Origin of the sequence: Marinihelvus fidelis, from assembly GCF_008725655.1 — a bacterium.
Taxonomy (GTDB): Bacteria; Pseudomonadota; Gammaproteobacteria; order Xanthomonadales; family SZUA-36; genus Marinihelvus; species Marinihelvus fidelis.
Genome location: NZ_VYXP01000013.1, coordinates 72,346 through 90,850 on the forward strand (window position 1 = coordinate 72,346; position 18,505 = coordinate 90,850).

The 18,505-nt window shown below is 62.8% G+C and carries 17 protein-coding genes; 1 reads left to right on the forward strand and 16 read right to left on the reverse strand.

Annotation, left to right across the window (positions count from 1 at the left end):
- Positions 1-9: 9 nt before the first annotated feature.
- The 9 genes from F3N42_RS15070 to F3N42_RS15110 all read right to left on the reverse strand — a co-directional run bounded on the left by F3N42_RS15070 (position 10) and on the right by F3N42_RS15110 (position 9,454).
- The gene (locus F3N42_RS15070) at positions 10-1,551 is read right to left on the reverse strand and encodes an ATP-binding protein (RefSeq protein ID WP_150865613.1); all 1,542 of its coding nucleotides are present in this window, start codon (positions 1,549-1,551) and stop codon (positions 10-12) included.
- A 53-nt stretch (positions 1,552-1,604) separates the two neighbouring features.
- On the reverse strand, positions 1,605-3,146 hold the full coding sequence (rmuC, locus tag F3N42_RS15075; RefSeq protein WP_150865616.1) for a DNA recombination protein RmuC: 1,542 nt from the start codon (positions 3,144-3,146) through the stop codon (positions 1,605-1,607).
- A 214-nt stretch (positions 3,147-3,360) separates the two neighbouring features.
- Positions 3,361-5,331, reverse strand: coding sequence for an acetoacetate--CoA ligase (locus tag F3N42_RS15080; protein ID WP_224784975.1), 1,971 nt, complete (start codon positions 5,329-5,331; stop codon positions 3,361-3,363).
- Positions 5,332-5,341: 10 nt separating this feature from the next.
- Positions 5,342-6,292, reverse strand: coding sequence for an electron transfer flavoprotein subunit alpha/FixB family protein (locus tag F3N42_RS15085; protein WP_150865619.1), 951 nt, complete (start codon positions 6,290-6,292; stop codon positions 5,342-5,344).
- Between the two features lie 10 nt (positions 6,293-6,302).
- Positions 6,303-7,061 carry an electron transfer flavoprotein subunit beta/FixA family protein gene (locus tag F3N42_RS15090; protein ID WP_150865622.1) on the reverse strand — a complete coding sequence of 253 codons (759 nt, stop codon included), beginning with the start codon at positions 7,059-7,061 and terminating at the stop codon, positions 6,303-6,305.
- An 80-nt stretch (positions 7,062-7,141) separates the two neighbouring features.
- On the reverse strand, positions 7,142-7,339 hold the full coding sequence (locus tag F3N42_RS15095; protein ID WP_150865625.1) for a hypothetical protein: 198 nt from the start codon (positions 7,337-7,339) through the stop codon (positions 7,142-7,144).
- Positions 7,340-7,356: 17 nt separating this feature from the next.
- A complete protein-coding gene (locus F3N42_RS15100; protein WP_150865628.1) occupies positions 7,357-7,563 on the reverse strand; it encodes a type II toxin-antitoxin system HicB family antitoxin in 207 nt (68 codons plus the stop codon).
- Between the two features lie 14 nt (positions 7,564-7,577).
- Positions 7,578-7,772: a hypothetical protein gene (locus F3N42_RS15105; RefSeq protein ID WP_150865631.1), complete on the reverse strand. Its 195-nt coding sequence runs from the start codon at positions 7,770-7,772 to the stop codon at positions 7,578-7,580.
- A 71-nt stretch (positions 7,773-7,843) separates the two neighbouring features.
- Complete coding sequence (locus F3N42_RS15110; protein WP_150865633.1) at positions 7,844-9,454, reverse strand: electron transfer flavoprotein-ubiquinone oxidoreductase; 1,611 nt, start codon at positions 9,452-9,454, stop codon at positions 7,844-7,846.
- 109 nt (positions 9,455-9,563) lie between these two features.
- On the opposite strand from F3N42_RS15110, the gene F3N42_RS15115 reads away from it, so the two are divergent.
- A complete protein-coding gene (locus tag F3N42_RS15115) occupies positions 9,564-9,926 on the forward strand; it encodes a Crp/Fnr family transcriptional regulator (protein ID WP_191621470.1) in 363 nt (120 codons plus the stop codon).
- 182 nt (positions 9,927-10,108) lie between these two features.
- Here F3N42_RS15115 and F3N42_RS15120 read toward each other — a convergent pair whose 3' ends face one another.
- The 7 genes from F3N42_RS15120 to F3N42_RS15150 form a co-directional block, all read right to left on the reverse strand.
- Positions 10,109-11,197, reverse strand: a complete 1,089-nt coding sequence (locus F3N42_RS15120) for an ABC transporter permease (protein ID WP_150865639.1) — start codon at positions 11,195-11,197, stop codon at positions 10,109-10,111.
- Positions 11,194-12,165, reverse strand: coding sequence for an ABC transporter ATP-binding protein (locus tag F3N42_RS15125; RefSeq protein ID WP_224784976.1), 972 nt, complete (start codon positions 12,163-12,165; stop codon positions 11,194-11,196). Before F3N42_RS15125 ends, F3N42_RS15120 begins: the two co-directional genes overlap by 4 nt.
- A gap of 8 nt (positions 12,166-12,173) precedes the next feature.
- Positions 12,174-13,166 carry an HlyD family secretion protein gene (locus F3N42_RS15130; RefSeq protein ID WP_150865642.1) on the reverse strand — a complete coding sequence of 331 codons (993 nt, stop codon included), beginning with the start codon at positions 13,164-13,166 and terminating at the stop codon, positions 12,174-12,176.
- On the reverse strand, positions 13,163-13,795 hold the full coding sequence (locus F3N42_RS15135) for a TetR/AcrR family transcriptional regulator (RefSeq protein WP_150865644.1): 633 nt from the start codon (positions 13,793-13,795) through the stop codon (positions 13,163-13,165). The genes F3N42_RS15130 and F3N42_RS15135 overlap by 4 nt, the downstream gene beginning before the upstream one ends.
- Before the next feature lie 233 nt (positions 13,796-14,028).
- On the reverse strand, positions 14,029-16,428 hold the full coding sequence (locus tag F3N42_RS15140) for a glycoside hydrolase family 95 protein (RefSeq protein WP_191621471.1): 2,400 nt from the start codon (positions 16,426-16,428) through the stop codon (positions 14,029-14,031).
- 20 nt (positions 16,429-16,448) lie between these two features.
- Positions 16,449-17,378, reverse strand: a complete 930-nt coding sequence (locus F3N42_RS15145; RefSeq protein WP_150865650.1) for an alpha/beta hydrolase fold domain-containing protein — start codon at positions 17,376-17,378, stop codon at positions 16,449-16,451.
- On the reverse strand, positions 17,375-18,493 hold the full coding sequence (locus F3N42_RS15150; RefSeq protein WP_150865653.1) for a glycoside hydrolase family 172 protein: 1,119 nt from the start codon (positions 18,491-18,493) through the stop codon (positions 17,375-17,377). Before F3N42_RS15150 ends, F3N42_RS15145 begins: the two co-directional genes overlap by 4 nt.
- Positions 18,494-18,505 lie beyond the last annotated feature (12 nt).

Genomic DNA, 18,505 nt, shown 5'->3' on the forward strand with positions numbered 1-18,505 from the left:
TAATAAAAGCTACTGTACGGGCCGGTTCTGCATATTTGTTTGTATAAACGCTCGCATTTCCTGAATCGATTGACGTAGGTCGTGGTCCGTGAATCGTGCGTTTGCTTCGTTTTCAGGGTGGTGAATTTGATGCCGAATGTATTCGGTTTGGATTATCTGTTGTTGTGTCGTTGTCCCATCTCGATTTTGTCTGTGGTAAAGCATCGTCGTTTTGCCCCCCTTAAACTCGGCGAGCTTCCCCTCTGCTTCTATAAATCCATATAACTCATTGTGGTACTCGAAAGTGGACTCATCGAAGGCAGCAAAATTCACTTCATTTAGACTGGGGTATGGAAGTTCGCTCTCTTCAACGCTTTGAATACGTTCAGGGCTTTGTCCGGCAATCAGCAAGATGTTTTCAAAATCCAACTGTTTTACGATCTCAGGGCTATGCGTGGTAAGGATTATCTGTGTGTTTTTAGCTTTGGACAGGGTTTTCAATGCGGAGATCAATGCCCTTTGGTGCCCGGGATGTTGCGATGTTTCTGGTTCTTCGATTGCGTAGACCACGCTCGGTAAGTTTGCTTCTCGCTGTCTTCTTTCAGCGTCGGCTCTAAAGAAGCTCACCAGGATCAATCTCTTAACTCCGCTTCCGCGCTTGTTGATTGGTATGTCTTCATCACCAGCGATGGCCACGCTTCGAAAGACATCTGCCCACTTCAGCGATTCTGATTCAGGAATCTGAGGGGTTAGAGATGATGCAATTTCGGGATTCAGTTCCTTTAATTTCACTAGGGTTTGGTCGGCAACATGATCTAAGTGGCGCTTTACTTCCTCCGCGACTTCTTTGAGATTTGATTGAATTGAGGGGTTGCCAAGGATTTCCCGTACGGCAATTTTCATTGGATCCTGGATTTCGCTGTCTCCGTCACTGTTCTTTCTGTCAGCCTGGAACAGCGTAAACATTGGCATGTAGTTTTTTAATTGCTCCCAAATATTCTTTGCATCAATTTTCGCTACCTCAATTTCAATTTCCCGTAGTTCTAGATCACCTTGCCCAGACCATATTGACTTTCGCAATTCAGAGTTTTTCGACTTATCGACGCACTCTAATCCTTGTTCCTTGAGAATTTTTTTTAGCTCAGTGTTCTTTTTTAATAGAAGGTCGCTACTGTTTTTAGCAGTGGGGTGATTGGACCTGATAAAAACTTTTTCTTTCCCAGCTTTCGGATATTTCTTGACTACCCAAAGCGTTCCGGTCGAACTTAACAAGTATTCATCCGAAAGGGATGTCTCGTTTGAACTGTCGATGATGATCGATTTGGGAAGCGATTCAAATTCAACAGAAATTTCGACACAGTCATCCCCATTAGCAAGATTGGATTTGTTTATGTCCTCTTTGTCTAATTTGACACTTCCCTTGCCCTCATTAAAAAAGATGTCTAGCGCTTCAAGAATCGTAGACTTTCCAATGTCATTCTTTCCGACAAGAACCAAGAGATCGGAAAACTTGATTTCGATTGGTTCGGAGTAGCCCCTAAATCCCTTTATGCCAATAGACTTAATTCTCATGTTTCCCCCTTACGTTATTTGAAGAGCTCCAAGCTTCCGAATAGGAATTTGGATTAAGACGGTTGATCCTCAGTTTCGTCTTCTGCGGATCCAGCATCTTCTTTTGAATCGTCCAGCGCCAGAATTTCATTCGCTTCTTCGGTAGGCAAATGCTCAACTTCTCTCAGCTTTCGTTCCATTGCTCTGGTTCTGACTTCAGTTTGGTCAATTGTCTTACTGGCGGTATTTAGTTGTTTCTTAACTTTTGCTAGTACGCCCCCAAACTTTCCAAACTCAGTTTTGACGGCAGCAAGTACTCGCCAAACTTCCGAAGCACGTTTCTCAATTGCAAGCGTCTGGAATCCAACCCGCAAACTACTAAGGATGGCGACAAGGGTTGTTGGGCCAGCAACAACAATTCGAAAATTTTGTTGAAGGTCCTCAACTAAAGCTGGCTGTCTAAGCACTTCAGCATAGAGTCCTTCAGTTGCAAGAAACATTATTGCGAAATCAGTCGTCTCCGGTGGATTGATGTACTTATCGTGGATTTCTTTTGCGGAGGACTTGATTGATCGCATTAGGGCATCTGTCGCTGTTTGCACTAGAATTGGATCGGATTTTTCAGATGCATCTTGAAGTCGAGCGTAGTCCTCTTGGGGAAACTTAGAGTCAATAGGCAAATAAACTACTCGAGCAGGATCGTCTTTAGGGCCTGGTAACCTCACCGCAAATTCAACTCGCTCAGTGGTATTGGGTTTCGTGCAAACGTTTTTCTCAAACTGTTCCGAAGTTAGTACTTGTTCGAGGATGCTGCCAAGTTGGACTTCTGCCCAAGTTCCGCGCGCTTTGACGTTTGTGAGTACTCTTTTGAGATCACCTACACCGGTTGCAAGTGACTGCATTTCACCCAGCCCTTTATGAACAGCATCAAGTTGGTTGCTGACGAGCTTGAACGACTCGCCTAAACGCTTCTCGAGAGTGTCATGCAATTTCTCATCGACAGTATTTCGCATTTCATCAAGTTTCTTTTCATTGCTTGACTGAAGCTGCACTACTCTTTCATCAAAAGTTTGCCTGATCCGATCTAACGATTGCTGATTGGAGTCGCTTAATTGCCTAAGTTCTTTAGCAACTGATTCAAGCTGAGATTTCTGAGTATTTGACAGTTTTTCAATTGAATCAGAGAGCATGGTTCGGTTTTGCTTGAGGCCGTCGGACATAGAGTCTTGGAACTTTCCGATCTTGGCTTCATTGTTTTCTTGTAACTGAATTACTCGGCGATCCAGATTCGAACGCACGTTATCGAGCGACTCACGATTTGTTTTCTCGAGTTCTTTCAATTGCTGTGTCATGGCAGACAGCTGCGCCAATTGATGCTCAAATGCCTTATTGAGTGTGTCGATCGAATTGGTTGATGCAGATTGAATAAGGCGGCTAACTTCTTCTCTAAGTTCTTTGCCTGCCGACCTTGACTCCTCTCGCCCCGTTCGCAATTCTTCACGAACCTCCCGGCTAAGATTTTTATTGGGTCTTCCTGAAAGGACGACTGTGGCGATGGAAAACAAAAATGCCAAGCTGGCAGCAATGAATGTCGCCCAAATCAGATACTGATCCATCGTTCCCCTTTCCCCAACGTAACTTCTGCCCGACTGAAATCGGCCAAATTGATTTACTGAACCGCCCAATCGACTGATTGAGTTCTAGTTGTGAACTGTCTTAACTAGTCAGATTTTCATTTATGCACAACAGTAAGGGCCTGGGCCAGAGCGACTAGTCTTTTAGATACAGTCAAATGTAACAACGCAATACAGTGTGCTTTTAGCTCAATCACTAAGTTTCTAGCTCGATCAAGCCGCTAAAACGCTCCAAGGCCTCCGGATTAGCCAAAGCCTCCAGATTTTTAACCTCCCGCCCATGAATCACGTCACGGACGGCGAGCTCAGTAATCTTCCCGCTCACCGTACGCGGAATATCCGCCACCTGCACAATCACCGCTGGTACGTGGCGGGGCGTGGTGTTCGCGCGGATCGTCTTGCGGATCCGGTCGCGCAGTTCATCGTCTAGCACCAGGTTGTCGCGCAGGCGCACGAACAGCACCACGCGGACGTCGTCTTCCCAGTCCTGGCCGACGCAGATGGATTCGAGGACTTCGGGGAGTTTTTCGACCTGGCGGTAGATTTCGGCGGTGCCGATGCGGACGCCGCCGGGGTTTAGGGTGGCGTCGGAGCGGCCGTAGATGATCATGCCCTGGTGGGGGGTGATCTTGGCGAAGTCGCCGTGGGCCCAGGTGCCCGGAAATGTCTCGAAGTAGGCGGCTTTGTATTTGCTGTTGTCGGGGTCGTTCCAGAATTTGACGGGCATGCTCGGAAATGGCGTGTCGCAGCAGAGTTCGCCGATTTCGTTGTTACCTAAAATCTTGCCGTTTTCGTCGCGGATCTTGACGTCCATGCCTAGCCCCAGGCACTGCAGCTCGCCGCGGTGCACGGGCAGGGTGGGGCAGCCGAGCGCGAAGCAACTCACGATGTCGGTGCCGCCGGAGATCGAGGACAGCCTGACGTCCTCTTTGATATCGCGGTAGACGTAGTCGAAGCCTTCGGGGGCCAGCACTGAGCCGGTTGAGAGGATGGCTTTCAGGTTGGTCAGTTTGTGGGTTTCACGGGGCGTCGTGCCGGCTTTTTCCCAGGCGCTGATGGCCTTGGCACCGGTGCCGAAGACGGTGACGTCGAAGTCGTCGGCCAGGTCCCAGAGGGCTTCTGGGCCGGGGTGGAAGGGCGAGCCTTCGAACAGCACCAGGGTGCAGCCCAGCGCCAGGCCGCTGGCCATCCAGTTCCACATCATCCAGCCGCAGGTGGTGAAGTAGAACAACCTGTCGTCGCGGGTGAGGTCGGTGTGCAGGCCGAGTTCTTTCAGGTGTTGCAGCAGTGTCCCGCCGGCGCCGTGGGTGATGCACTTGGGCACGCCCGTGGTGCCGCTGGAGTACAGGATGTACAGCGGGTGGTCGAAGGGCAGGCGGCGGTATTCGATGGTGGTGGCGTCGTTGTCGGTGAAGGCCTGCCAGGTGACGGCCTTGTCGATGCGGCCGGTGCCGGGTTCGGGCTGCAGGTAGGGCGCGACCACGACCTTCTCAATGCTGGGGATGGCTTTGATGATCTCCTCGACGCGGGCCAGGCAGTCGTGGGTCTTGCCGCCGTAGGCGTAGCTGTCCACGCAGAACAGGATTCTGGGCTCGACCTGGCCGAGTCTGTCCACCACGCCGGCGGTGCCGAAGTCGGGGCTGCAGGAACTCCAGGTCGCGCCCAGGCTGGTGGCGGCGAGCATGGCGATGATGGTTTCCGGCAGGTTGGGCAGGAAGCCGGCGACGCGGTCGCCGGGCTGGATGCCGTGCTGGCGCAGGGCGTGGGCGACCCTGGCCACTTCGTTGTACAGCTCGGCGTAGGTCAGGGTGCGTTCCTGGCCGGTTTCGGCGCGGAATTTTATGGCCGGGCGGTCGTCGGTGTAGCGGAGCAGGTTTTCGGCGAAGTTCAGTCTGGCTTGTGGGAACCACTGGGCGCCGGGCATCTGGTCGGCGTTGATGAGGGCGTCGTGGCCTTCTTCGCCGATGACGTCGAAGGACTCCCAGACCAGGCGCCAGAAGGTGACCGGGTCGGCCACGGTGTCGGCGTGCAGTTCGGCGTAGCTGTCGTAGCCCTTGCCGCGGCGGCGGCCGAGCTCCGCCTGGAACTGGGCCAGGCGGGTGTTCGGGATGTCGTCGGGGTGGGGGTGCCAGAGCGTCATGTTTTGGCCGGCGGCGCTATCGGTCATTCGTATTCCTTTAGCCGAGTTGCTGCTCGAGCTCGGGCAGTACCTTGAACAGGTCGGCCACCAGGCCGATGTCGGCGATTTCGAAGATGGGCGCGTCGGCGTCCTTGTTGACGGCGACGATGGTGCCGGCGTCCTTGATGCCGGTGATGTGCTGGATGGCACCGGAGATGCCGAAGGCCATGTACAGTTCCGGCGCGATGATCTTGCCGGTCTGGCCCACCTGCATGTCGTTGGGCACATAGCCGGCGTCGACCGCGGCGCGGCTGGCGCCGACGCCCGCTTTCAGCTTGTCGGCCACGGTGTAGAGCTGCTCGAAGTTTTCGGCGCTGCCGAAGGCGCGGCCGCCTGACAGGACGATTCTTGCCGTCTGCAGGTCGGGGCGGTCGCCGCCTCCGGATTCCAGGCCGACATATCTTGTGTGGCCGGCGTCTTCCGTTTCTGCGGGGCGTTCATTGATGGTCGCGTTGCCGCCTTCCGTTGCTGCGGGCCAGGATGCCGTGCGGGCGGTGGCGACGACGGTGTCGCCGTCCGGGACGCTGACTTCGGCGATGGCGTTGCCGGCGTAGACCGGGCGCTTGAAGCTGCGCTCGCCGTCGACGCTGGCGATGTCGCTGACCATGTTCACGCCCAGCAGGGCGGCGGCGCGGGGCAGCACGTCCTTGCCGAAGGTGGAGCTGGGAGCCAGCACGTGGCTGTAGCCTTCGGCGGCGGCCGCGATCTCGGCGGCCCAGTTGGCGGCCAGCGGTGCGGCCAGGTGCGCTGCGCTGGTGGCGTGGACGGTGGCCACGCCGTCGATGGCGGCGGCCTGGCTGGCCACGTCGGCGATGTTGTCGCCCAGCACCAGGATGTCGATGTCGCCGCCGGCGCTTTCGGTGATGGCCTTGGCGCAGCTGACGGCCTTCGCGGTGCCGGGGTTCAGGGTGTCGCCGTCGTGTTCGGCGATGATCAGGATTTTGCTCATGTCCGGCTCCTTACAGCAGTCCGCGATTCTTGAGTTCCGCCACCAGGGCGGCGGTGTCTTCGACCATGATGCCGCGCTCGCGCTTGGGTGGCGGTGCGAAGCTGCCGTAGGCGAGATCGTGCCCGGCAAGCTCATCTCTCTTGGCGCCCAGGTCGTCGATGGGCACCACGTCCAGCGGCTTGCGCTTGGCCTTCATGATGTCCGGCAGCTTGACGAAGCGCGGCTCGTTCAGGCGCAGGTCGGTGGTGATGACGGCGGGCAGGTCGACGGCGATGGTCTCCAGGCCGGCGTCGACCTCGCGGGTGACGGTGGCGCTGCCGCCGTCCAGCACGATCTTCGACGCGAAAGTGGCCTGCGGACGGCCCCACAGCGCGGCCAGCATCTGGCCGGTCTGGTTGTTGTCGTCGTCAATCGCCTGCTTGCCCAGGATCACCAGGCCGGGTTCCTCGCGCTCGGCCAGTCCTAAGAAAGCCTTCGCCACGCTCAGCGGCTGCAGCAGGCCGGTGTGGTCGACGCGGATGGCGCGGTCGGCGCCCATGGCGAGACCCGTGCGCAGTTGCTGCTCGCAGGCCGCATCGCCAATTGAGGCCACGATGACCTCCTCGGCGTTGCCCGCTTCCTTGATCCGCAGCGCTTCTTCCAGCGCGATTTCATCGAAGGGATTGATGCTCATCTTCACGCCGTCGGTTTCGACGCCGCTGCCATCGGAGCGCACGCGGACGCGGACGTTGTAGTCCACGACACGTTTTATGCCTACGAGGATTTTCATGTTCTGTTGGAGCCTTTCGGTGAGTGGTGAGTAGTGAGTAGTGAGTGGTGAGTAGTTTAGTTGCTTGTGGGGGTGGCGCGTTACTGTGGCGTTGTCTTCTGCCGGGTGGGCTTTAAAGCCAGCAGGATCAGGGCGACGAGGTTCACGAAGGGGATGAAGCCCAGAACGAACCAGGCGGGGCGGCTGAGGCCCCGGTTAGCGGCCATGGCTTGCATGATAATGCCCATCAGGAAGCACGGCGCGATTACCAAGAGCATGAGTGTGTAGTTTGCGCTCATTCGACCAACGTTCTCTATTAACTTTGGAGTGGCGGAATGTTGTTTTCCCGGCACACTTCCTTGAAGACTTCCAGTGAGTGCCGAAACTCGCGTCGTAACGCTTCTTGGGAGTTGCCATAGAAATCGGCGCTACCGTTCAGCCCAAGTATTTCGCCCCGGAACTGCCCAAGCTCGGCGTCGTACTGGATTTTGGCTTTGAGTCCGTCGAGTTCCATCGCGTTCACGGCTGAACCTAAAATCAAGCGCTTTTGTAACGGCTGTGATCGGCGATCGCTTCCTTCGCCAAGGGATCAAACTTACCAGTCATTGCATCATGCTCGATTTGGTCGTCCCAGCACTTGTCGTCATGCTTTGCCAGCCTGGAACGAAATTCTTTCAGCTCCTGATCAGAAAGTGCCACGACAGCCGCTTTGATTTCTTCAACGATTCGCATACGCAGCTATTCTACCCGTCACCCGTCACCCGTCACCCGTCACCCGTCACCCGTCACCCGTCACCCGTCACTCACAGGTTCTGGTAGTTCGGCCCCGCGCCGCCTTCGGGTGTGACCCAGTTGATGACCTGGTATGGATCCTTGATGTCGCAGGTTTTGCAGTGGACGCAGTTGGCCGAGTTGATCTGCAGGTGGCCCGGGCCGTCGTCGGCGATCCATTCGTAGACGTTGGCGGGGCAGAAGCGGGTGCAGGGGTGGTCGTACTCGTCGCCGCATTTTTCCACGCAGACGTCGGGTTCCAGGATCTGCAGGTGGATGGGCTGGTCTTCGTCGTGCTCGGTGGCGGCGAAGTAAACCGAGGCCAGGCGGTCGCGCGGGGGCAGGTCGCGGTCGACCCATTCGCGGTCGGGCGCCTGGTAGTCGGCGACTTTCTCCAGCGCCGAGTGGTCGGCATGGTTTTTCAGTGTGCGCGGCAGTTTGCCGCCGGTGACGGTCTCGATGGCGGCGGTGATCAGGCCGCGCCACAGGCCCTTGTTGAAGCCGGGGCGAATGTTGCGGACCTTGTGCAGCTCGGTGGCGACCTCGGAATCGCGCAGCTTGGCGTCGAAGCCGTCGGCGGCCTTCGTGGCGTGCAGGTGCTCGGCGGCCAGCATGCCGGAGCGCATGGCCTGGTGGGTGCCCTTGATCTTGGGCACGTTCAGCAGGCCGGCGGCGTCGCCGATCAGCAGCGCGCCGGGCATCTCGACCTTCGGCAGCGACTGGATGCCGCCCTCGACCAGGGCGCGGGCGCCGCTGGAGATGATCTCGCCGCCTTCCAGAAGATCCTTGATCTTGGGGTGGTTTTTGAACTGCTGGAACGCCTCCCAGGGCTGGAACTCGGGGTCTTCGTAGTCCAGGCCGCAGACGAAACCCACGGCGATGCGGTCGTCGTCCAGGTGGTAGACGAAGCTGCCGCCGTAGGTGGCCGGGTCCAGCGGCCAGCCGACGCTGTGCTGGATCTTGCCGGGCTGTGACTTGCCGGGCTGCACCTTCCACAGCTCCTTCATGCCGATGCCGTAGGTCTGCGGGTCGGACTCCGCGTCCAGGCCGAACTTCTTGATCAGCTGCTTGCTCAGATGCCCGCGGCAGCCCTCGCCCAGCACCGTCACCGGGGCGTGGATCTCGATGCCCTGCATGTAGGTGTCCTTGTGCGAGCCATCGCGGGCCACGCCCATGTCGCCGATGATGACACCACCCACCGAGCCGTCGTCGTTGTAGTGGATGCCGGCGGCGGCGTAGCCGGGGAAAATGTCCACTCCGGCGGCTTCGGCATGCTCGGCCAGCCAGGCGCAGGTGGCGCCGAGGGAGACGATGACGTTGCCATGGTTGTTCTGCTGCGGCGGCGTGGGCAGCTTGCGGCCGCCGTCCTTTGTCAGGTACCAGAATTCGTCCTCGGTGGCGTCCACGCAGATCGGCGGCGGGTTGTCACGCCAGCCGGGCAGCAGATCGTCCAGCGGGGCCGTTTCGATGACCGCGCCGGAAAGAATGTGGGCGCCGATTTCCGACGATTTCTCGATGACGGCCACCATCAGCTCGTCGTTCAGCTGGCGCATTCGTAATGCGCAGGCCAGGCCGGCCGGGCCGGCGCCGACGATGATGATGTCGTACTCCATGACTTCGCGTGGCGTTTCGTTGTCTGACATGCGCCTTTGCGTGGTTGTGTGCGGGGCACCGATTATATCGACAAAGTTGATTTATACTGAAACCGGCATCTCAACAAGACGGCGAAGGGCCGCAAGGGGCACAATAACAATGGACCTGCTCAACTATTTCAGCGACTGGGACGACGTTGTCGAATTCAAGAAAAAGTCACAGCTTTTTCATGAACTCGACGAGGCGGACTACATGTTCGTCATCCTGTCCGGCGAAGTGGAAGTCACGCTGCGTGGGGAGCCGCTGGGCGCCGAGATTGAGGGCGGTGTGATTGGCGAAATGGCGCTGATCAACAACGCCCGCCGCAGTGCCACGGCCGTAGCGCTGAAAAAGACCCGCGTGGCGCGCGTGGACCGCGAGAACTTCCGGCGCATCGTGCGTGATAACCCTGATTTCGCGCTGCACATCATGGCGGTCATGGCGAACCGACTTCGGGTGGCGGACCAGATCATCGCGGGGTAGCGTGTCGCGGGGCGTGGTGGCGGGTTATGTTGACCCGGCACTCGCTCAAGTACATCCCTGTATCGCTCATCGGCGGCATCCTTGCCGCCGAAGGTGCCGTGTCAACATAACCCGCCACCACGCCCTGCGGCACCCCTTCCAGTTGTCTGCTCGCCCGTCACGCGTCACGCGTAACGCGTCACCTAGTCCAGGCGCTTGTTGAAGCGCAATACAGCCACCGTCATCGCGATGGCGATGAAGGCGCCGAGCGCCCATAGCTCGGGGGCGAGGTCGGCGAGGTTGGCGCCGCGCAGGATGACGCCGCGGATCAGGCGCATGAAGTGGGTCATGGGGAGGACTTCGGCGATCCACTGGGCGGCCGTTGGCATGCCTTCGAAGGGGAACATGAAGCCTGACAGCAGGATCGATGGCAGCAGGATGAAGAAGGTCAGCTGCATGGCCTGGAACTGGTTGCTGGCCAGCGTCGAGATCATCAGGCCCAGCGCCAGGTTGGCGATGATGAACAGCAGCGAAACCACGTAGACGTCCAGCAGCGTGCCGTTCATGGGCACGCGGAACAGCCACGCGCCCAGCACCAGGATCAGCGTCACCTGCACCAGGCCGATGACGATGTAGGGCAGGATCTTGGCCAGCATCAGTTCGTTGGTGCGAATCGGCGTGGTGATCAGCAGTTCGAGGTTGCCGCGTTCGCGCTCGCGGACGATGGCAACAGCGGTGAACAGCGTCATCGTCATGGTCAGGATCACGCCGATCAGGCCGGGCACGGTATTCACGGCCGAGCGCCGCTCGGGGTTGTAGAAGGTGCGCACTTCCAGGTCCGGTGGGCGGTCGGTGTAGGGCGAGGTGCGGGCGCCGCCGGCGAGCTGGCTGACCGCGCCGCCGACCACGGTGTCGGAGCCGTCCACCAGCACTTGGGCGGCGGCGCGGCTGGGGTCTTCCAGGCGGCGGTCGAAGTCCGGCGGGATGTACAGGCCGACGGTGATTTCGCCGCGGCGCATCAGGTCCTCCAGTTCCTGGGCCGAGGCGGCCTGGTGGCGGAACTCCAGCACCTGGGTCTGCGACATGTCCATGACGTAGCGGCGCGAGGCCGCGGTGCCGGCCATGTCGGCGACGCCGGCGGCCAGGTCGCGCACGTCCATGTTGATGGCGTAGCCGAACAGCAGCAGCTGCATCACCGGGATGCCGACGATCATGCCGAAGGTGATGCGGTCGCGGCGCAGCTGCCGGACCTCCTTGGCGGCGATGGCCAGGATGCGTTGCAGGCGCTTCATTCCGGCGCCCCGGCGGCCGGGTCCAGGGTGGCGGCCACGAACACGTCTTCCAGGCTGGCCTCGCCCGGTTCGCAGCGGCGCACGGCCAGGCCCGCGTCGCGCACCACGCGGCCCACCGAGCCGGCCGGGTCGGGGTGGTCGCGTTGGACCAGCACGCGCAGGCGGTTGCCCACCTGGGCCACGCTGCGCACCCAGTCGTGCGTGTGCAGCAGCTTGCCGGCGCGACGGGGCTGGTCGGTGTCCAGCAGCACGATGGCGGCGTCGATGTCGCGGCCCAGCTGCGCCGGGCTACCGTGGGCCACCAGCCGGCCGCGGTCGAGGATGGCCAGCGCGTGGCAGCGCTCGGCCTCGTCCATGTAGTGCGTGGACACCAGGATGGTGGTGTTGTCCTCCACCAGGTCGAACAGCGACTCCCAGAAGGCGCGGCGGTTCTCCGGGTCAACGGCGCTGGTGGGCTCGTCCAGGAACAGCAGCTCCGGCTCGTGCAGCATGGCGCAGGCCAGCGCCAGGCGCTGCTGCTGGCCGCCGCTGATGGCGCCGGCGCGCTTGTTGAAGTAGCTCTCCAGCCGGTACCGCTCGGTCACTTCCTCGATGCGCTGGCGGCGGGTGGCGCGGTTCATGTTGTAGACACCGGCGATGAAATCCAGGTTCTCGGCGATGGTCAGGTCGGTGTAGAGCGAAAACTTCTGCGTCATGTAGCCGACCTTGCGGCGCAGTGCTTCGGCCTGCTCCGGCACCTTCATGCCCAGTACGCTGATGTCGCCGCGGGTGGGCGTGAGCAGGCCGCACATCATGCGGATGCAGGTGGTCTTGCCGGAGCCGTTCGGGCCCAGGAAACCGAAAATGCGCGCCCTGGGGATGGCCAGGTCGACGTCGACCACGGCGTGCACGTCGCCAAAGTCCTTCGAGAGCCCGCGGGTGACGATCGCGGGGGCGTCGGACGCGGCCGTGTCGGACGAATCGCTCATCGCGGGGCTCAGTCCGGCCAGGCTTCCAGCGGCAGGCCGGAGGGCAGGTCGTGGGCATCGTCGAGTTTGACCTCGGCCAGGTAGGACACCCGCGAGCGGTCGTACTCAGTGAGTGCGAAATACGGCGTGAACGTGGCGTCGGCCGAGACCCAGCTGACGGTGCCGCGCAGCGTCTGGGCATGGCCGTCGAGTTGCACGTTCAGGCTGTCGCCGACGCTGACCGCGGCCTTCTGGTGCTCGGGCACGTAGATGCGCGCGTAGACGCGGGCGTTATCCATCAGCACGGCCACGGCCTGGCCCGGCGTGGGGCGCTCGCCCACCTCCCACCAGACCTTGTCGACGCGCGCCGGCGACGGCGCGTACAGGGCCAGGCGCGACAGGTCCACGCGGGCCTGTTCGACCGCCGCCTGGGCGGCGCGGTGGGCGGCTTCGGCCTGCTCCAGTTCCTCGACGGTGGTGCCGTTGAGCAGGCTGGCCAGCTCCTCGCGCACGGCTTTTTCCTGCGCCAGGTCGGCGTCGAGCAGGTTCTTGCGCCGGTCCACGGCGGCCTGGCCGCTGAGGCCCTTCTCGAAGATGGTTTTTTCGCGCTCATACTCGGATTGCGAGTTGGTGACCTGGGCCTGGACCGCCAGCAGGTTGGCCTGGGCCTCCTTGATGGTCTCCTCGCGCGGGCCGCGGCGCAGTTCCGCCAGGCGGCCGGCGGCCTGGTCGCGTTGTGCCTCGGCCTGGGCCAGGCGGGCCTGGTAGCGGCGGTCGTCCTGGCGCAGCAGCAGTTCGCCTGTCGTCACGACCTGGCCGTCGGCGACGGCGATCTCGGCGATCGGCTCGGTGGTCTCGACGGTCATTTCGATGCGGTCGCGCTCCAGCGTGCCGACCATGTGGGTGGCCTGGCCCTCGTCCTGGCAGGCAGCCAGTGCCAGGCCGGCGGCCAGTGTGGCCAGCAGGGTGGCCAGGCGGGTGATGGCGCTACGGCAGCGGCTGTGCGGGTGTCGATGACTCATGGTTGGATCGCTCGTTGGAAAATGGCCACGATTTCGCGGGCAAGGCCGGCGCCGCCGTCCTTGTCGTAGTCGAGGCCCAGGACCGGTTCCGCCAGCGGGCGGGCGATGAACGGGAACATGCTGAGGCCAATCAGGAACAGCGCCAGGTGGCGCGGGTCGTGGCGGTCCGACAGGCGGCCCTCCGACTGCCCCCGGGCGATGAGCCCGGGCAGCAGCCCGCCCAGCCGGGGGGCATAGTGTTCGGCAAAGTGATCGGCGAGTTCGCCGCCGGGTAACAGCGCCTCGCGGGTGACCAGGCGTGGCAGGGCGGGGTGGGCGGCCATTGTCGAGGCCAGCGCCTCGATGACCGGGTCCAGGGCCGGTTCTGGCGCGGCCTTGAGCGCGGCCATTTTTTCCATCAGCGGCTGCAGTACACGGTCCAGTACGGCGGTCAGCAGTTCGCGCTTGCTGCCAAAGTAATAATGCACCATCGCCGGCGTGACCCCGGCGGCCTCGGCGATGCTGCGCACGGAGGTGGCGGCATAACCCTGCTCGGCGAACTGCCGCTCGGCCTCGTCCAGTAAATCGGCGCGGCGGTCCTCATTCTCAGCGTCCGCGGGCCGGCCGCGCTGTCGTGGTCTGCGGTTCATGGCCGCATATTAACTGAACAGTTAATTAATTAACAGGGTGGGTGTGTCGCGGGAAGTGGTGGCGGGTTGCGCTAACCCGGCACGCGCTCGAGTACATCCCTGTATCGCTCATCGGCGGCATCCATGCCGCCGAAGGTGCCGGGTTAACGCAACCCGCCACCACTTGTGCGACACCCGACCCGTTAATTGACTAGCCCGTCACGCGTCACGCGTCACGCGTCACCCGTCACCCGTCACCCGTGACAGGTTTCGGGGGTCCACGTCGTGGACTGGCCTTTCTCCAGGGTGAGCGGGTGGGTGGTTTCGCCGTAGCGCAGGCGGGTGGGCTTGCCCAGGCGGGAGGTCAGCGTGACGCTGGCCAGGCAGCCGCCGGTCCATTCGAGGTCGACATCGAAGCCGCCGCGTGCGCGCAGGCCGGTGATTTTGCCGTCGGGCCAGGCCGAGGGCAGGGCGGGCAGCAATTCGATTTCGAAGCCCAGGTCGCTGCCGGCGGGGTCGTCGGGGTTCAGGCGGACGTGGCTCTGCATCAGCATCTCGGTGATGGCCGAGACGCCGCCGAAGTTGCCGTCGATCTGGAACGGCGGGTGGGCGTCGAACAGGTTCGGGTAGCTGCGCTCGGGGCTGAGCAGCAGCTTCAGGATGCCGTGCGCGCGGTCGCCATCCAACAGCCGCGCCCACAGGTTGATGCGCCAGGCAATGGCCCAGCCGGTGGTGATGTCGCCGCGGCGATCCAGCGTGACGCGGGCGGCGTCGGCCAGTTCCGGGGTGCCGCGCGGGGTGATCTGCGCGCCGGGCTGCACCGCGTACAGGTGCGAGACGTGGCGGTGGTCCGGCTCCGGTGCGTCGCTGTCCCAGTCGTCGCGCCATTCCTGCAGCTGGCCGTCGGCGCCGACGCGGTCCGGGGCGAGTTTCGCGCGGGTTTCCAGCACTTTCGCGGCGAATTCGGGGTCCAGCTTCAGCAGGCTTGCGGCGGCCGCGGTCTGTGCGAACAGGTCGCGCAGGACCTGGTTGTCCATGGCCGGGCCCAGCGCAAGCGAGACGCCGTCGTGGTGGGCGTTTTCCGGCGAATTGCTGGGGCCGGTGGCCAGGTACAGGCCGTCCTCGACCGGCTGCAGGTTCTCGATGAAGAACTGCGAGGCGCCTTTGAAAATCGGGTACGCGCGGGCCAGGAATTCCAGGTCGCCGCCATACAGGTAGTGCTCCCACAGGTGCGTGCTCAGCCAGGCGCCGCCGGTGGGCCACATGCCCCAGAACGCGCCGTCGATGGGGCCGGTGGCGCGCCACAAATCGATATTGTGATGGGTCACCCAGCCGCCGGTGCCGTAGTGCTCGCGGGCAAACACGGCGCCGCGCTCGGCAATCTCGCCCACCATGCGGTGCAGCGGCTCGGCCAGCTCGGGCAGTGCCGTGGGCTGGGCCGGCCAGTAGTTCATCTCGGTGTTGATGTTGATGGTGTATTTCGAGCCCCACGGCGGCGTGGTCGAGGCGTTCCAGATGCCCTGCAGGTTGGCGGGCTGGGTGCCGGGGCGCGAGCTGGAGATCAGCAGGTAGCGGCCGTAGTCGAAGTACAGCGCGGCCAGCGCCTCGTCGCCGCCATCGGCATAGCCGGCGATGCGCTCGTCGGTGGGCAGGTCGGCGCGATCGGTGCGCGGCAGTTCGAGCCGGGCACGGCGGAACAGCCGCTGGTGCTCGGCGACATGGTCCTTGCGGATATCGTCCCAGCTGCGCTTGCTGGCGGCGGTCACGGCGGCGGTGGTGCGCGTGCGCGGGTTGCCGCTGACATCATCAAAGCGCTTGTAGCTGGTGGCGGCGGCGATGACGATGGTCACCGCCGAGGTGTTGGCCACGTGCAGTTGCTGGCCGGTGGCGCTGATCTGGGCGTCGGCGTTGTCGGCGATGACCTTGACCAGTGCCTGGTAGGTGAGCGCGCTGTCGATGCCAAACATGGCCTCGTTGCGGCCTTCCAGCACCAGGGTGTCATTGCCCAGCGTCTGCGCGCGGGCCGGCATCGGCGTCTGGAAGCCCAGTGAAAAGCCCAGCCAGCCGGGCTCCTCGGGGTCGTCCACCTTGGTCGACTCGATGCGCACGACGATGACGTCATCCACCGGGCTGGACAGCACCTGGCGGACGATCTGGTTACCGCCCACCTGGAAACGGGTGGTGGCGATGGCGGTGTCGAGATCCAGCTCGCGCTCGTACTCAAACGCGTACTCGCTGGGGGCCATGGAAATGAACAGGCTACCGACGGTCTGGTAGGACGGCTGGCGCAGCGGCACGGACATGAAGGCCTCGTCGACCAGCGCCTGGGCCTTGCCGTAGTCGCCCTTCGCCATCAGGCGGCGTATTTCCGGCAACGCGGCACGCGCCTTCGGGTTGGCCGGGTTGTACGGGCCGCCGGCCCACAGTGTGTCCTCGTTCAGCTGCAGGCGCTCGGTGGTGACGCCGCCGAAGACCATGGCGCCCAGGCGGCCGTTGCCGACGGGCAGGGCCTCGATCCACTCGCTGGCGGGCTCGTCGTACCACAGGCGGGCGTCTCCGGGTTCGGCATAGGCCGGTTGCGTGAAGGCGGCCAGCGCCAGTAGCAGGGCCGGCAGTGAGCGTGCTCGGGTGAGCCTGTCGATTGTCCGTTTCATCGCCTGATGATACCCAGATGTCATGCGCCGTGTTGAATGAAGTTTCGCATCCTTTGCCGGGTCTGCGCGGCCTCCGGAATGTCCGGCGTAACCACCGGGAAGGCGTGGTAAAGCCCGTCGAAAACCTGCAGCTGTGAGCGCTGGCCGGCACCGCGCAGGCGCTGGTGCAGGCGCTGGCTGTCGGACAGCAGGATCTCGCGGCTGCCACAGATGACCAGGGTGTCGGGGAACCCGCCGCTGAAGTCGGCATTGACCGGCGAGGCATCGGGGTGCGACGGGTCGTCGCCGGCATAGGCGGCGGCGCAGCGGTCCAGCATGCCGTCCCAGCGCAGCAGCGGGTCGTTGATATCCGGGTCGCGGTGGCTGTCGCCATTGCCGGCCAGGTCGGTCCAGGGCGAGAACACCGTCACGGTCTCCGGGCGCGGGCCGCCGGCGCGAATCATGGCCAGCGTGGCGGCGACGGCCAGCCCGCCACCGGCCGAATCGCCGGCCAGGTGGAACGGGCCGCGCTCGGCCATGATCGCGCGCAGTGCTCCGCTCACGGCCGGCACGGTCTGGGCGACGCGCGAGGCCGGCGCCAGCGTGTAGTCCGGGACCAGCACCTCGCGCTGCAGCGCGGTGGCCAGCGCCAGGGTGCCCGGAAGCGCGGAGCGGGCCGAGTAGCTGGTGTAGCCGCCGCCATGCAGGAACACCAGTGGCAACCGCCGCGGCCGGGCTACCCTGGGGCGCAGCCGCAGCGCGGGCATGTCGGCGATGTCGGCCGGTTCGACGTCGACGTCGTGCGCGGCCAGGGCGGCCTCGATGCGCGGCGTCATGGCATCTTCGACAAAGGCCTGCAGTTCCCGCCAGCCGTCATGGTCGTCCGCGCCGGGCAGACGGGGTGGCTGGCGCTGCTCGCGGCGGCGGAACTCATCGATGGCGGCGCGGGCCGCGTCGGATACGGTGCTCACGTGCCAGGTTCAGTATCGGCATCGGGGTCGGGGTTGGTTGGCTTGTCGCTGGGCGCGGGTTCGGGCAGGTCGGCCAGCAACACATCGGACGGAGGGCAGGGCGGCACGGCGGCGGGGCCGGGCTGGTACCAGAACGCCGCCGCCGACCAGTCGTCGCTGCGCTCGAACAGTTCGGCCTTGTAGTCGTCGATGGTGCGGGCCTGGTAGGTGGGCCGGTGGCCGATCTGCTGGATGGTGATCCTCATGCGCTCACTGCAGACGATGGGGTCGGCCAGGTGCCAGCGGTACAGCGACACGCGGCCGGTGTCGGCCTCATCGTCGTTCTCGCGCCAGTTACAGCCATGGTGCGCGCAGGCCTCGTCCTGGATGCCCCAGGCCTGGCCGACATAGTCCTCGGCGCCGGTGCCGCAGATGGTCGGCCACTCGTCATCGCCGTCCAGGTACGCCTTCATCTCGCCTTCGCCCCACCACAGCGGGTCGAGCGGGCGCACGCCCAGCACGCAGCCCAGGTAGCGGATGCGGCCTGCGCGTTCGGGCAGGATCTCGAAATCGCGGCCCGGCGTGGTCGGGTTCTGGCGGTTGAAGCTGGCGTGCAGGGTGCCGGCGTCATCGCCATGGTCATCGCCCAGCGTGTAATCGACCTGGTAGAAGAGCGGCAGTCGCGCGCCGGAACGGTTGTGGAATTCGATGCGCGCGGCGCTGCGGAACGGCATCGGTAGCCAGCTGTTCATGCCACGCGTGCTGGTGACCGAGTGCAGGGCCGACTGGAAACCGCTGCAACGGCCGTGGGCGAAGCCGAAAAACTCGCCCACCGGCACATCCACAGAGGGCTGGTCATGGCCGTCCCAATAGATACGGATGACCGAGCCGCGCAGCAGCTGCGGCTTGTCGTGCAGGGTCATCCAGATGTGGCGGATGGTGCCGCGGCCCTGGATGTCCGCCAGCACCACGGTCTCGCCGTCGTGTACGTGGCGTACCGGGTCACCCTTGCGGCCCGGGCCCAGCGGACTGGCGGCGCGGCCGCCGGCACCGCGTTTGCCGGTGGGGTTCTCGAACGAGATCGAGCGGGATTGGATGCCGGCGGGGATGCGCCAGGGCGTGTCGAAGGGGTTCATCGTCAACGTTCC